The sequence below is a fragment of the Acidisoma sp. genome, from assembly GCF_965199065.1.
Taxonomy (GTDB): Bacteria; Pseudomonadota; Alphaproteobacteria; order Acetobacterales; family Acetobacteraceae; genus Acidisoma.
This window is the reverse complement of the sequence record NZ_CBDAQN010000003.1, coordinates 994,074-1,008,811: the sequence shown is the minus strand read 5'-3', so window position 1 is coordinate 1,008,811 and position 14,738 is coordinate 994,074. Positions and strand designations below refer to the sequence as shown.

The following is a 14,738-nucleotide window of genomic DNA, read 5'->3' as shown; positions in this document are numbered from 1 at the left end:
AAATGACCTCAGTAGACCAGATGACCCTGTCCGCGGACACTGCCGAGCACGCGGGCGCCGATGCGGCTGCCCTCTCGTCCCACGAGAGCATCGCCCGGGACTCCCCGGCGCGATTCATCAACCGCGAACTGTCCTGGCTCGATTTCAACCATCGCGTCGTCGAGGAGGCCGAAAACCGCCACCACCCGCTGCTGGAGCGGCTGCGCTTCATCTCGATCAGCGGCTCCAACCTCGACGAGTTCTACTCCGTGCGCGTGGCGGGCCTCATCGGCCAGGCGAAGGCGGGCGTGACGGCCGTCTCGCCCGACGGGCTGACCCCGGCGCAGCAACTCGCCGACGTGAACGTCCGCGCCCGCCGCCTCATCGCGGACCAGCAGCACGCCTGGCACAAGGTGAAGGGCGAGCTGGCCCACGCCGGGCTCGTCGTCGCCGAAGTGGAGACGCTGAACGCCGCCGACCGTGAATGGCTCGATGCGTTCTTCATGGAGCGCATCTTCCCGGTCCTCACGCCGCTCGCCATTGACCCGGCGCATCCGTTTCCCTTCATCCCCAACATGGGGCTGGTGATGGCGCTGCTGCTGGTCTCCAACCATGACCGGCAGGTCATGCGCGCGCTGATCCCGCTGCCGAGCCAGGTTGAGCGTTTCATCCGCCTGCCGTCGGAGCCCGGCGGCCCGATCCGCTTCGTCATGCTGGAGGAAGTAGTCGGCCTGTCGCTCGAGCATCTTTTCCCCGGCTACTCGCGCGACGCGCAGGGGCTGTTCCGGGTCATCCGAGACACCGATGTCGAGTTCGAGGATGAAGCCGCAGACCTCGTGCTCTCGTACGAAACAGCGCTGAAGCGCCGGCGGCGGGGCGTCGCCATCAACCTGACGCTCCAGGCCTCCATGCCGGAGGTTCTGAAGCATCTGGTGCGCGAGGCTGTCGCCGCGCCCCCTGATGAGATTTTCGAGGAGGCCGGCATCCTCGGCATCGTCGACCTCAAGCAGCTGATCGTCGACGATCGGGCCGATCTGCTGTTCACGCCCTACACGCCGCGCTTCCCGGAACGCATCCGCGATTTCGCCGGCGATTGCTTCGCCGCCATCCGCGCCAAGGACATCATCGTCCACCACCCGTTCGAGAGTTTCGACGTGGTGGTGCAGTTCCTGCGGCAGGCGGCGGGCGATCCGAACGTCGTCGCGGTGAAGCAGACGCTCTACCGCACCAGCAAGGACAGCCCCATCGTCAAGGCGCTTATCGAGGCGGCCGAGGCAGGCAAATCCGTCACCGCCATGGTGGAGCTTCGCGCCCGTTTCGACGAGGAGGCCAACATCCGCCTCTCGCGCACCCTGGAGGCGGCGGGCGTTCAGGTCGTCTTCGGCTTCACCGAGATCAAAACTCACGCCAAGATCTCGCTGGTCGTGCGGCGCGAGGGCGGCTCAGTGCGCTCGTACGCTCATTTCGGGACGGGCAACTATCACCCGATCACCGCGCGCATCTACACCGACCTCAGCTTCTTCACCTGCGACCCCGACCTGACCCGCGACGCCGCCCGGTTGTTCAATTTCATGACGGGCTACGCCAAGCCGGAAAAGATGGACGCCATCGCCTTCAGCCCGCTGACGACGCGCAAGCGGCTCGAGCATCTGATCCATGACGAGATCGAGGCGGCGCAGCAGGGGAGGCCCTCCGGCATCTGGCTCAAGGTCAATTCGCTCGTCGACGAGCGGATGATCGACCTGCTCTACGAGGCGTCGGCGGCGGGCGTGCCGGTAAAGTGCGTGATCCGCGGCATCTGCTGCCTGCGGCCCGGCGTCCCGGGCCTCTCCGACAATATTCGCGTCAAGTCGATCGTCGGGCGGTTTCTGGAGCATGGCCGCATCTGCGTCTTCGCCAACGGCCACGCTCTCCCCAGCCGGCACGCCAAGGTCTTCATCAGCAGCGCCGACTGGATGGCGCGCAATCTGGACATGCGGGTCGAGACCTTCGTGCCGATCCGCAACCCGACGGTCCACGCTCAGGTGCTGGACCAGATCATGGTGGTGAACCTCAAGGACAACATGCAGGCCTGGGAACTCGGGCCGGACATGACCTGGCGGCGCCTGCAGAGCGGCCGCAAGCCGATTTCGGCTCACAACTATTTTATGACCAATCCGTCGCTGTCGGGCCGAGGCTCCGCACTGCATGGCCCCGCGCTGTTACAGCAAATCGGCCGAAAACTTCCGCATGGCATGAGGGACTGACCCTGACCTTACCCCGCCGCGCTGTCGTCGATCTCGGTTCCAACTCCGTCCGTCTCGTCGTCTTCGAGGGCGAGTCGCGCAATCCCGTGGCCATCTTCAACGAGAAGGCGGTCCTGCGCCTGGGCCGAGGCCTTCAGCAGACAGGCCGGCTCAATGAGGAGGGCGTGCATCAGGCGCTGACGGTGATGAGCCGCTACCACGCGGTCGCCCGCGCGATGCGCGCGCACCCGTTCGAGGTTCTCGCGACCGCCGCCGTCCGCGATGCCGAGAATGGCCCAGCCTTCGTCGAGGGTCTCCGGGCGCGGATGCCGGGCGTTCCGATCCGCATCCTGTCGGGCAAGGAGGAGGCGGCGCTCTCCGCCGCCGGTGTTCTCTGCGGCATTCCGAATGCCGAGGGCATCCTGCTCGACATTGGCGGTGGTTCGCTGGAGGCGGTGCGTCTGCTGGCCGGGCGCGCGATCCACAGCGAAACCATGCGGCTCGGCGTCATCCGCTTAGCCGACCGTGCAGGTGGAGACCTGATGCGGGCGCGGACGATTGTCGAGGAGGATACCGCGCTGGTGCCTTGGCTGGCGCAGGGGGCGGGGCAAGACCTTTATCTGGTTGGCGGCGCCTTCCGGGCGCTGGCCCGCATCCACATGGCCCAGACCAGCTATCCGCTGAACATGCTGCATCACTATACGATCGCGCGCGATGAGGCGCGGGACCTCGCCGGCGTCGTCGCCGGTGCCAGCCGCCGCGCTTTGGAGCGGCTTCCCGGCCTGCCGCGCCGCCGCATCGACGATCTGCCGTTCGCCGCCGTCGTGCTGCGCCGGCTGTTGCGGGTGACGGGCGCCGCCCGCGTCGTCTTCAGCGCCAATGGTCTGCGCGAGGGCTGGCTTATGGAAATGATGCCGGCGCACGTCCGGGGCGATGAGCCGCTGACGGCGGCGGCGAGAGACATGGCCATGCTCTTCAGCCGCGATCCGACCTTGCCGCCGGCTCTTATGGACTGGACCGGGGCCCTTGCCCTGCGGGAAACAACGGAGCAGCGCCGCTTGCGCGAAGCCGCCTGCTGGTTCTCGGACATCGCCAGCCACGACCACCCTGAATATCGCGCCGAGCAGGGGTTCCTGCGCGTGTTGCGTCAGCCGGGAACGGGGATCGACCACCACTCTCGCGCCTTCCTCGCGCTGACCATTGCGATGCGCTACGAGGCCGAACTCGATTCGCCCTTTCTGGCGCCCGCGCGGATGCTGCTCGACATGGCGTCGGCGCAGCGGGCTGAGGCGCTCGGCGCCGCGCTGCAACTTGCCTACACGTTGTCCGCCGGGACGCCCGATCTGCTGGCGGGCACGTCGCTCTCCATCGCCGACGGCAAGTTGGTCCTCGACCTCAACGAGAATGCGGGCGTGTTCGCGGGCGAGAGCGTCATCCGCCGCCTGGGGCGTCTCGCCGCCGTGCTGGGGCTCGACCCTTACACCGGGAACGAGCGCGTCTATGCCGACATCCCCCCGTGACGGTTGATGGCTCCGCCGTAACCGGCGAGCTTGTTTCCTCTCTTCGGGCCGCGCTCGGCGAGGGTGCGGTGCTGGTCGAGCCGTCCGACATGGCCGGCTATTCGGTCGACTGGCGAGGCCTTTATCAGGGGCGGCCTCTTGCCGTGGTCCGGCCATCGACCGTGGCGCAGGTCGCCAAGGTCGTGCGGCTTTGCGCCGAGGCGGGGGCGCCGGTCGTGCCGCAAGGCGGTAATACCTCGATGGTCGGCGGCGCGACGCCCTCCGGGACAGGCACCGCGGTGGTGCTCAGCCTGGAGCGTTTGCGGCAGGTTCGCGCGGTCGATCCGGTCGAGATGACGATGACCGTCGAGGCTGGGCTGACCCTGCGGCAGGCGCAGGCGGCGGCGGAGGCGGCGGGCCTTCTGCTGCCGTTGTCGATCAGTTCCGAGGGCAGCGCGCAGATTGGCGGCGTGCTGGCAACGAATGCCGGCGGCAACAACACGCTTCGCTTCGGCAACGCGCGCGACCTCGTGCTGGGACTCGAGGTGGTGCTGGCGGATGGAGGCGTCTGGGACGGTCTGCGGCATCTGCACAAGGACAATACCGGCTATTGCCTGCGCCAGCTTTTCGTGGGCTCCGAGGGCACGCTCGGCATCATCACCGCCGCGGTCCTCCGTCTCCAGCCGGGCATCACCGGCCGGGCGGCGGCCTTCTGCGCCTTGCCGTCGGTGGAGGCCGCGCTGGCCCTTCTGAGCCGTCTTCGTCTCCGAGCGCCGGCGGGATTGCACGCCTTCGAATACATGAGCGGTGCGTCGATGGGGCTGGTTCTGCGGCATATCGAGGGCACGCAGCTGCCCGTGTCACCCGCCGACCACTACGTTCTGATCGATCTCGCCGCGTGCGCCGATGCGGGTGGGCTCGAGCCGATGCTCGAGGGGGTTCTCGGAGAGGCTTTGGAGGCGGATGAGATCCTGGATGCGGCGCTCTCCCGCAGCGAGGCGCAGCGGCTCGCCTTCTGGCATCTGCGGGAGGAGCATTCCGAGGCACAGAAGCGGGCTGGCGCCTCGATCAAGAACGACGTGTCGGTCCCCGTCTCTCAGGTCCCGGTCCTGCTGCGTGACGCAGCGGCTGCCTGCGAGGCGGCGGCGCCCGGCCTTCGCGTCGCGCCTTTCGGGCATCTGGGCGACGGAAACATCCACCTCAACCTGATCCAGCCCGAAGGCGCCGATCCCGCCGCGTTCCTCGTCCAAGCCGATGCGCTGATGCAAGTGGTCAACGAGGTGGTGCGCGGGCTGGGCGGCAGCTTCTCGGCCGAGCATGGCGTTGGCCGGCTGAAGACGGGGCTCATGGAGGAGTGGCGCGGCGGCGTTGAACTTCGCCTGATGCGTGGCATCAAGGCGGCGCTCGACCCCGCCAATCGGTTCAACCCCGGCGTGATCTTCCCGGCGCCGTAGTTTATCGCTCGGCGAGTTCCCGGCCGTTATAGGGCCGGATGGCCACGCAGCTACGGCCGTAGTGGTTCATCGCCGAGCAGGTGGACCGGGCGCGAGCCGGGCTTACCTCCGCAATCCAAGCGTGCCAGCGAAGGTGCGACCGGATGCGGGCGGCGGCCAGGTGCATCACGCCGCCGCCCGCCGTGCGTACGCCGATATGAAGCGCCCGATAGGCCGACGCTTTGTTCGGGTAGCTGCCGAGATCGAGGCTCCAGTCCGGCACGCTCCGCGCCGCGAGCCCGACTTCGCTGCCGACCTGCCGCTGGCCGTTGGGCAGCGTCGCCTCGACGGGCACGACCGGACCGGTGCCGGCTCTCGCCTGGGCCGCCCGCGCCGCCGCCGCCGCAGTCGCCGCCGCCAGTGCGGTGGCCGGTCCAAGTTCGGTGGCGAAACCCGCGTTCAGCATCCCGGCCATCTGGCGGTCGCGATAGCCGTTGGAGGGGGCGGCCATGACGACGCCGAGAAGCCGCACACCGCCGCGCACGGCACTCGTTACCAAATTGTGGCCGGCGGCATTCGTGTAGCCTGTCTTCATGCCGTCGGCGCCCGGGTACGACTTCAGCAGATTGTCATGGTTGAAGATGACGCGGCCATGGAACAGGAAGCTCGGCGTTGAGAAGTAGTGATAGTCCTCGGGGAAATCCTGGATCAGCCGGCGCGCCAGCAGTGCCAGGTCATGGGCCGTCGTCACCTGTGCCGGGTCGGGCAGGCCGGACGCATTGCGGAACACGGTGTCGTCCATTCCCAGCGTGTGCGCCTTCAGGGTCATCAAGGCGCCGAACCGGGTCTCGTCGCCACCGGCCAGGAACTCGCCTGCCGCGGTTGCGGCATCGTTCGCCGAGAGCGTGACCATCGCGAGGATGGCTTCCTCGACCGAGAGACGGCCACCCGCCGGCACGCCCAGCTTCACCGGTTCGACCGACGCCGAATGGGCGGAAACGGGCATCAGCTGGTTAAGGGTGATGCGATGGTCACGCAGCGCCTCGAACAGCATGTACAGGGTCATGAGCTTGGTCAGACTTGCGGGATAACGCGGCTGGTCGGCGTTCTGAGCGTAAAGGATCTGCCCGCTGCCGGCGTCCATCATGAGCGAACTCATCGGCGGGAGCTGAGCGTCCGCCGTTCCGATCCCAAGCATTGTGAAACATACCGCAAGTGTCACGGCGGCAAACGTCCCCAGCCGGACTCTCATGCTGCCGCGTTCCCTAACATCCAAGGCCTCCGTCGCCACCGCCAAGTCGTCGTCATGCGACGCCGCCCACGTTTGCTTTGACTGAACTTTGCCAGAATTGCAAATAGTTACACGCGTCATCTCAGATGGAAGTCCATGCCGTCTCAAACTAGCTCACAAAAAGTTATTGTGCAGCGCACAAAATGGCTTGTAACGCCTAGCGTATCGAACTAAACATAATTTGCTGCACCGCAACACAGACGGTCATGCATTGGCTACCGGCGCTGCGGGATGCGGGATCTAGCGCCAGAGAATGCCATGGCCAACAGGAACTTATGGCAATGGCGCGAGTGAAACAGAACGTAGGGAGCCGAGCAATGGCCGATATTTCAACTGAAACCCACACTGCTATGAACGACATCAAGGCCGCGACCATTCAGGTCACGGACCAGACCCAGGCGGCGTCCGCCCGGAGCTTCGACCAGACCGTTGCAGCGATGAAGGACGGCATGAACAAGGCGAGCTCCACCGTCGAGACGTCGCAGCTGCAAATCAAGGAAGGGATTACCAAGACCATGAAGACTGCTGAGGAAGTCGTGGCGTTCAGCCAGGGCAACATGGAAGCGATGATCAAGGCCGGTCAGATCTGGTCGACCGGGCTGCAGGACATCTCGAAGCAGATGGCGTCATCCATGCAGGCTTCCTATGAGGAGGCGATGTCCGCCTTCAAGGCGATGACCTCGGTGAAGTCGCTCAAGGAAGCCGTTGACCTTCAGGTTGGTCTGGCTCGCTCCGCGGTCGAGAAGAGCGTGACCGAGTCGAGCCGCTACACCGACGCGTCCTTCAAACTGGCTGAGCAGGCGCTGGCGCCGCTCTCCTCGCGCGTGACGCTCGCCGTCGAGAAGTTCGGCAAGGCCGGCTGATCTCGCCTTTAGCCGGCTGAAGCGGCAGCGGCCGTTCTCGCCGCCTCGCGTACATAAAGAAGGGTCCGGGCACATGCCCGGGCCCTTCTTTATTGTCTGGGGCGCGAGGGCGCTTCTTGCGGCGATCGGAGATGGCTGCCAAGCCCTGAGACGGACGCAAACATGAGATACGCCTTGCGATCTTTTATAGCGGCGGCGGGCGACCACATGATGCTGCATCACATCGTCTTGCCTTGCGTCAAACGGGGTCTTTTCCGGGGCCGCATCCTGCATCTATGCTCGGCAGGTGAACCTCATCCGGCACAAACGGCAGCACGAGTTCCTTGGTTGCTGCGCGGTGCGGCAGTAAGGTTTGAATTTACACGAGGATTAGCGATAGCGCGATGAGCGATAGCGACAGGCGCAACGGTGGGCGGGACGGCCCCGGCACAGGCGTGGTGGTCAAGACCCGGACCAAAACGCGCAAGCCCGCCATGTACAAAGTTTTAATGCTGAATGACGACTACACTCCGATGGAATTCGTGGTGCATGTCCTCGAGCGGTTCTTCCAGAAGTCTCGGGACGAAGCGACGCGGATCATGCTCCACGTTCATCGACGCGGCGTCGGTGTGTGCGGGGTATTCACGTACGAGGTTGCCGAGACGAAGGTAACCCAGGTGATGGATCTGGCGCGTCAGAACCAACATCCGCTCCAGTGCACTATCGAAAAAGAGTGAGCCTGAGCGAAAGTTAATGCTCTTGCACGAAATCTTGGTGCAGGATGTCACGTCGACTGCCTTGCCCGGCGCTTGCGCGGGCACGGGCGACGGATAGAGAAGGCTTCGCTGGCGTGTGAGCAGGCCCGCATCCGGTATGGCGCGGGATGGGAGCTCGGGGCCAGCGATGAGGTAGTAAAGGAGCGTCGGCATGTTGTCCCGTAATCTAGAGCAGACCCTGCATCGCGCGCTCTCACTCGCCAGCGAACGCAAGCACGAGTACGCCACGCTTGAGCACCTGTTGCTCGGGCTGACCGAAGATACCGACGCGGCCACTGTGCTGCGCGCCTGCGGTGTCGATCTCGACAAGCTGCGTGGTGATCTCACGGAATTTCTCGACAAGGATCTGGCCGGACTGGCAACCGATCGTCCAGGTGATCCGAAACCCACCGCCGGCTTTCAGCGCGTCGTCCAGCGTGCCGCCATTCACGTGCAGTCCTCGGGCCGCGACGAGGTTACGGGCGCCAACGTGCTCGTGGCGCTGTTCAGCGAGCGCGAGAGCCACGCCGTCTATTTCCTCCAGCTGCAGGACATGACGCGCCTGGATGCCGTCAACTTCATCAGCCACGGCATCGCCAAGTCGCCGGGCAAGACTCCGCCGCGTCAGGAGAAGGCTTCCTCTCAGGAGACGCCCGATCAGGAGGAGAAGGGCAGCCGTCGCGGGCAGGACGCGCTTTCCAACTACTGTGTCAATCTGAACAAGAAGGCGCAGTCGGGCAAGATCGACCCGCTCATCGGCCGCGAGAGCGAGATCGAGCGCACGATCCAGATTCTCTGCCGGCGCACCAAGAACAACCCGCTCTATGTCGGTGATCCAGGCGTCGGCAAGACGGCGATCGCGGAGGGTCTTGCGAAACGTATCGTGGAAGGCGACGTGCCGGAGGTACTGGCCAAGTCGACGATCTTCTCGCTCGACATGGGCGCGCTGCTCGCCGGCACTCGCTATCGCGGCGATTTCGAGGAGCGGCTGAAGGCTGTGGTGACCGAACTCGAGAACCACCCCGGCGGTGTGTTGTTCATCGACGAGATCCACACGGTCATCGGCGCGGGCGCCACGAGCGGCGGCGCGATGGACGCGTCGAACCTGCTCAAGCCGGCTCTGGCGGCCGGCACGCTCCGCTGCATCGGCAGCACGACCTACAAGGAGTTCCGCAACTACTTCGAGAAGGACCGCGCGCTCGTGCGGCGCTTCCAGAAGATCGACGTTCCGGAGCCCTCGTCGGAGGATGCCATCCGCATCCTGCGCGGCCTCAAGACCGTCTACGAGAAGCACCACAAGGTCCGTTACACCGACGAGGCGATCCGCGCCGCGGTCGATCTCTCGGCCAAGTACATCCATGACCGCAAACTGCCGGATAAGGCGATCGACGTGATCGACGAGGTCGGCGCGAGCCGGATGCTGCTGCCCGAGCACAAGCGCCGCAAGACCGTGACGTTGCGGGACGTGGAGGAGATCGTCGCCAAGATCGCGCGCATCCCGCCCAAGTCCGTGTCGGCCGACGACAAGGAGACGCTGCGGCATCTGGAGCGCGATCTGCGGTCCATGGTGTTCGGCCAGGATGTGGCGATCGTCGCCTTGGCGGCGGCAATCAAACTCTCGCGGGCCGGGTTGCGCGACCAGGAGAAGCCGATCGGCAACTACCTGTTCAGCGGCCCGACCGGCGTCGGCAAGACCGAGGTCGCGCGTCAGCTGGCGAGCGTGCTGGGCATCGAGCTTATCCGCTTCGACATGAGCGAGTACATGGAGCGGCATTCGGTTTCGAGGTTGATCGGCGCGCCGCCGGGCTATGTCGGCTTCGACCAGGGCGGCATGTTGACCGACAGCATCGACCAGCATCCGCATTGCGTGCTGCTGCTGGACGAGATCGAGAAGGCGCATCCGGATCTCTACAACATCCTGTTGCAGGTCATGGATCACGGCAAGCTCACCGACCACAACGGCAAGACGGTCGACTTCCGCAACGTCATCCTGATCATGACGACCAACGCGGGTGCCGCCGACATGGCCAAGTCGGCGATCGGCTTCGGCAGCGAGGTCCGCGTCGGCGAGGACGAGGAAGCCATCAAGCGGATGTTCACGCCGGAGTTCCGCAACCGTTTGGACGCGATCATCCCCTTCGCGGCTCTCACGCCGGAAGTCGTTGCCCGCGTCGTCGAGAAGTTCGTCATGCAGCTGGAGGCTCAGCTTGCCGACCGCAACGTGACGATCGAACTGTCCTCGGCGGCCAAGGAGTGGCTGGCGGAGCGTGGTTACGACCGTCTCTATGGCGCGCGGCCGTTGGCTCGCGTCATCCAGGAGCACATCAAGAAGCCGCTGGCGGAGGAATTGCTCTTCGGCCGGTTGGCGAAGGGTGGTGCGGTGAAGGTCGCGATGAAGGACGGAAAGCTCGACTTCGAGATCACCGAGGCTGCGACGCCGGTTGCCGGTCGTCCGGGCGAAGAGGGCGGCACGGAAAAGGAGCCGGAAGAAGTCGAGTAAGGGGGGGCAAACTCTACTCGGCAGGCCGTCTAGCGCCGGTCTCCTGCGCGCCGGTGCTCACGGCCCCTTAAGGCCGCTCCGCTCCGGTGCTCAGAGAACCGACGCCATCCGACTCAGCCGAGCGAGTTTGGACACTGCTCTAACGAAAAGAAAAAGGCTGCCGGGGTGACCCGGCAGCCTTTTTTCGTTGCGGAAGTTTTTGCTTCGTTTTTCCAACCCTAGCCGGGGGCAAAAGAAGCGCTTCCTGCCTTAGCTCGCCGCCGCCAGCCTCCGCGTCGGCGCAGCCACATTGGCGATCACCTCGCCGAACGGCCCCGCATTCCGGGCGGCGCCCAGGTCATTCCCCGTCGTCCTCTTCAACGGCAGCAGCGGGAACACCAACTCGGCAAACCGGTAGCACTCCTCCAGATGCGGATAGCCGGAGAGGATGAAGCGATCGATCCCGAGCGCCATGTATTCCTTCATCCGGTCCGCCACCTGCTGAGGATTGCCAACGAGCGCGGTGCCAGCTCCACCACGCACCAGACCCACGCCGGCCCAGAGGTTCGGGCTGATCGTCAGCTTGTCCTTCCGGCCGCCATGGAGCCGGCTCATGCGCTGCTGCCCGACCGAGTCAAACTTGGAGAACGCCTTCTGCGCCGTCGCGATCGCTTCCTCGTCCACGTACTTGATGAGCGAGTCCGCCGCGGCCCAGGCCTCCTCCTCGGTTTCACGCACGATCACGTGCAGCCGGATGCCGAAGCTGAAAGTCCGGCCCTCGACCGCCGCGGCAGCCTTCGCCGCCGCGATCTTGTCGGCGACATCGGCGGGCGGCTCGCCCCAGGTCAGGTAAACATCGGCGTGCTTGGCGGCGACGGCCTGCCCGTCCGCTGAGGAACCCCCAAAATAAAGTGGCGGATGCGGCGACTGAACAGGCGGGTAGAGGAGCTTCGCGCCCTCCACCTTCACGTGCTTGCCAGTGAAATCGAACGTCTCGCCTGCCAGCATCCGGCGCCATACATGGAGATACTCGTCGGTCGCCTCGTAGCGCTCGCCATGGCCGAACCAGACGCCGTCGCCATGCATTTCCGTGGGATCGCCACCTGCAACCACGTTGACCAGCAGGCGGCCGTTCGACAGGCGATCGAGGGTTGCCGCCATCCGCGCGGTCATGGACGGCTCCGAAAGACCCGGGCGGATCGCGACCAGAAAACGCAGCCGCTCGGTCAGCGGAACCATCGCCGAGGCGACGACCCAGCTATCTTCGCAGGACCGGCCGGTCGGCAACAACACGCCGAAGTACCCCAGCTCGTCGGCGGCGCGCGCGATCTGGCTGAGGTATCCGAGCGTAACGTGCCGCGCGCCGTTTTCGGTGGCCAGGTAGCGGCCATCGCCGTGCGTCGGCAGAAACCACAGAACGTCCGTCTCAGTTGCCGGCGGAGCGCCTGATGAAATCACGTCATTGCTTGTGGTCATCGCAGAATGCCCTCTCGTCCTCTTTGCCAGAGGATATAGAGGACTTTGCGTTGGATTAGAAGTATATCCGGCTATTCAACGAATGCAGGTCGGAAAACATCCGACTTGCCTAAACCGGCTGATGCAGCTTCTTCAGCGCCAGCCCGAACTGGATCCAGGCAACGCCGTGGAAGACCAGCTCGATGGCGATGAGCGTGCCCAGCACCCACAGGCTCGACCACGGCAGGCTGGCATAGAGCAACACGCCTATGACAAAGCTCACGACGCCGCTGACAACGACCAGCCACAGGCCCGGCATGTGTCGATGGGTCGCGGCCATGACAAGGCGCGCAACGCCGGAGACGATGAGCAGCACCGAGATCACGATGGTGATGATGAGCGAGCCACGGATGGGCTCGTCCATCAGCAGGAGCCCGCCCACGACGTAGAAGACGCCCATGAGGACGTGCAGCATGAACCCGCTCCACCCGCGCACGGTGAAGGCCTGGATAACCTGCAACATGCCGCCGAGCAGAAGCAGCGCTCCGATCACGACGGTGGCGGCTATGCTCGCGGCGGCAACGTCGATCCAGCACAGAACGCCGATGATGACCTGCAGGATTCCGAGGCCCATGAACCAGCCCCAACGATGGCTGGGCGTAACGGGGCTGGGTGGCATCAGGTTGAAGCTGGAGGCGGACATGACGAACCCCGACACGACAAGCGGAGTTCGCTGCTTATTGCAGAAAGCCCCAGCGCGCCACCGCGGGCTCGGCGCTTGCCCATCTCCACCCGCCGTTTTCGCGGCATGTGGTGGCGACATAGTGAGGGTCGGCAGGCTGCGGCGCCTTATGCTTGGCGACGGTGAAAACGATCTCCTCGCAGAACGCAAGCGGCGTATCGATCACGCGGGCGACCTGAACCTCGCCGTGCTCGTCGCCGATCGGTATGTCGTGCTCGATTTTCCACGGCATGACGACGCCCGGCGGCAGCGGCCCGGCCACTGTCGCGATCGCAGTCTGCTCGGCGTGCTGGCGCACCCTCATGTAGTAATTCACGGCACCCTGCGTACCGGCCTGCACGCCGATCGCCACCGCGTATCCGACGAGAGGGTTTGCCGTGGCGGCTCCGGTAGCGGCGCCGACCGCGGCACCTGCGATGCCGCCCGCACTGGAGCAGGCAGCGAGCAAAGGCAGCAGGAGCAAAGGCCCCGCCATCAACGCGAGCCTCACTGCAGCGATCCCCAACGTGGGGTCGCGGGCTCCGCAGACGCCCACTTCCATTGGCTGCCGTCGAGGCAGATCGTGGCGGTATAGAAAGCGCGGTGAGGCTGCTTGTCCTGCACGGTGTCGACCGAAAAGACGATCTCGCGGCAATGGAGGTCGGGCATCCCGATATCCCGGGAGACGACGACCTCGCCACGCTGATCAGCTTCGATGGGGACAGTGTGCACGACCGACCAGGTTCCAACGGTATTGAGCGGTAGATCTCCAGCCGCCTCGGCGATCCGGTCCTGCTCCTTGCCATGGACAGCGCGCTCCTCGGTTTGAAGCCCCGAGAGGGCGATCGAGGTCACACCGAGGCCGACCGCTGTCACGACTGTGCCGTTTTTGGTCACCGCATGCGCCACCGCCGCACCCCCGACGCCGGCGAGATCGGCGGTGCCCTGGGTCAACACGTCGGAGCACCCGCCCAGAACCAGAAGGCTCCCAGCCGCCAGGATCTTGACCCAGGTAGAAGCATTAAGCTGTGTCAACGACTCGAGTCTCTTCCTTGTTCTTGAGGAAACATGAAAGAGCCGGATAGAGGAAGCAACGGTTTAAACCATGATCTTCGCGTGTTTCCGCGTCAGCGCGTCTGCTGGATGGCTGCGAGGACCCAGTGGCCGCCACGCCGGCGCGTGAAGGTCCATATTTCCGTCACCAGTGCCCGCACGGTCGGGTTTCCGTCTACGACGCGCCCGGCCGCATCCTCGGTCACGTCCAGCATGGAGAAGCGCATGGCGACGGTCGCGTAATCCGTCTCGCCCTCGCTCCAGGCCTGGGAGAGTTCCATGCCGTCGACGCTGACGTTCGCCACCCGGTTCCGCAGGCCCTGACGCGATAGCGTAGCGAGCTGGTCGCGGAAATAACCCATCATCTCAGGGGTCGCCGCCTGGGCGATAGCGTTCAGATCGCCCGCGCCCCAAGCCTGCTGGACGTAGACGAGACACTGCGCGAACGCCTGCCGGTCTGCCGGACTAAGCTGCAGGGGAGCGACATTCGCCGTCTGCGCGGGCGCGGGGCCGAAGATGGATGGCTGAGGCGCCCCCGGCTGCCGCAACGACGCGGCCCCGCCGCCAAGGAAGCGCCGCATCAGCCAGCGGACGATGAAGAACAGGATGAGCAGCTGCAGCAGCACGCCGAACAACCCGCCGAAGCCCAGGCCCATGTGCATGAAGCCGCCACCGAAGAGCAGACCGAAGATGCCGGCGCCGACGAAGCCCCCGAGCAGGCCGGACATGAACGGGTGCCGATTGTAGCCGCCGCCGAACCCCATGCCGGGCCGGCCATAGCCGTAGCCGCCCGTGGGCGCCTGGCTGCGCTCGAACGGCGCAGCGCCCGGAGCCAGGGTGGTCGCACGCGGTGGTGAATAGCTGAAGCTGCCGCGGCTACCGAACGAGTGCCCGCCGCCCAGGCGAGCCTCGGCTGGCACGGTGCCGAACACGCCGAGCAACGGCAGCAGGGCCGCCAGCAGAATGAAATACCGGCGCATGACGCGCTTGAACTCCGTTAGTTACG

Annotated in this window: 12 protein-coding genes; 6 read left to right on the top strand and 6 right to left on the bottom strand. The window is 65.4% G+C overall.

The features are described 5' to 3' along the window. The first annotated feature begins 2 nt into the window (after window positions 1-2). The 3 genes from ACOEQ1_RS12855 to ACOEQ1_RS12845 are packed head-to-tail and all read left to right on the top strand — an operon-like array spanning window position 3 to window position 5,157. Window positions 3-2,225 (top strand): RNA degradosome polyphosphate kinase, encoded by a 2,223-nt coding sequence (locus ACOEQ1_RS12855; RefSeq protein WP_419759646.1) that lies wholly within the window; start codon window positions 3-5, stop codon window positions 2,223-2,225. After that, on the top strand, window positions 2,222-3,724 hold the full coding sequence (locus ACOEQ1_RS12850) for a Ppx/GppA family phosphatase (RefSeq protein ID WP_419760691.1): 1,503 nt from the start codon (window positions 2,222-2,224) through the stop codon (window positions 3,722-3,724). Before ACOEQ1_RS12855 ends, ACOEQ1_RS12850 begins: the two co-directional genes overlap by 4 nt. Further along, a complete protein-coding gene (locus tag ACOEQ1_RS12845; RefSeq protein ID WP_419759645.1) occupies window positions 3,721-5,157 on the top strand; it encodes an FAD-binding oxidoreductase in 1,437 nt (478 codons plus the stop codon). Before ACOEQ1_RS12850 ends, ACOEQ1_RS12845 begins: the two co-directional genes overlap by 4 nt. A gap of 1 nt (window position 5,158) precedes the next feature. On the opposite strand, the gene ACOEQ1_RS12840 is transcribed toward ACOEQ1_RS12845, so the two are convergent. Beyond that, window positions 5,159-6,388 (bottom strand): D-alanyl-D-alanine carboxypeptidase family protein, encoded by a 1,230-nt coding sequence (locus ACOEQ1_RS12840; RefSeq protein WP_419759644.1) that lies wholly within the window; start codon window positions 6,386-6,388, stop codon window positions 5,159-5,161. A 356-nt stretch (window positions 6,389-6,744) separates the two neighbouring features. Here ACOEQ1_RS12840 and ACOEQ1_RS12835 point away from each other — a divergent pair, with 356 nt between their 5' ends. The 3 genes from ACOEQ1_RS12835 (at window position 6,745) to clpA (ending at window position 10,524) form a co-directional block, all read left to right on the top strand. Further along, entirely contained in the window at window positions 6,745-7,290 is a 546-nt protein-coding gene (locus ACOEQ1_RS12835) for a phasin family protein (RefSeq protein ID WP_419759643.1), read from the top strand. Between the two features lie 383 nt (window positions 7,291-7,673). Further along, window positions 7,674-8,006, top strand: a complete 333-nt coding sequence (gene clpS, locus ACOEQ1_RS12830; RefSeq protein WP_325358227.1) for an ATP-dependent Clp protease adapter ClpS — start codon at window positions 7,674-7,676, stop codon at window positions 8,004-8,006. A 190-nt stretch (window positions 8,007-8,196) separates the two neighbouring features. Next, window positions 8,197-10,524, top strand: coding sequence for an ATP-dependent Clp protease ATP-binding subunit ClpA (gene clpA, locus ACOEQ1_RS12825; protein WP_419759642.1), 2,328 nt, complete (start codon window positions 8,197-8,199; stop codon window positions 10,522-10,524). Window positions 10,525-10,773: 249 nt separating this feature from the next. On the opposite strand, the gene ssuD is transcribed toward clpA, so the two are convergent. From ssuD to ACOEQ1_RS12800, 5 genes are all read right to left on the bottom strand, one after another. Further along, complete coding sequence (gene ssuD, locus ACOEQ1_RS12820; protein WP_419759641.1) at window positions 10,774-11,979, bottom strand: FMNH2-dependent alkanesulfonate monooxygenase; 1,206 nt, start codon at window positions 11,977-11,979, stop codon at window positions 10,774-10,776. Window positions 11,980-12,088: 109 nt separating this feature from the next. Then, window positions 12,089-12,661 carry an HdeD family acid-resistance protein gene (locus ACOEQ1_RS12815; protein WP_419759640.1) on the bottom strand — a complete coding sequence of 191 codons (573 nt, stop codon included), beginning with the start codon at window positions 12,659-12,661 and terminating at the stop codon, window positions 12,089-12,091. Window positions 12,662-12,695: 34 nt separating this feature from the next. Continuing rightward, window positions 12,696-13,175 carry a hypothetical protein gene (locus ACOEQ1_RS12810; protein WP_419759639.1) on the bottom strand — a complete coding sequence of 160 codons (480 nt, stop codon included), beginning with the start codon at window positions 13,173-13,175 and terminating at the stop codon, window positions 12,696-12,698. A gap of 11 nt (window positions 13,176-13,186) precedes the next feature. Further along, entirely contained in the window at window positions 13,187-13,714 is a 528-nt protein-coding gene (locus tag ACOEQ1_RS12805; protein ID WP_419759638.1) for a hypothetical protein, read from the bottom strand. A gap of 92 nt (window positions 13,715-13,806) precedes the next feature. Continuing rightward, complete coding sequence (locus ACOEQ1_RS12800; protein WP_419759637.1) at window positions 13,807-14,712, bottom strand: Tim44 domain-containing protein; 906 nt, start codon at window positions 14,710-14,712, stop codon at window positions 13,807-13,809. Between the last annotated feature and the right edge of the window lie 26 nt (window positions 14,713-14,738).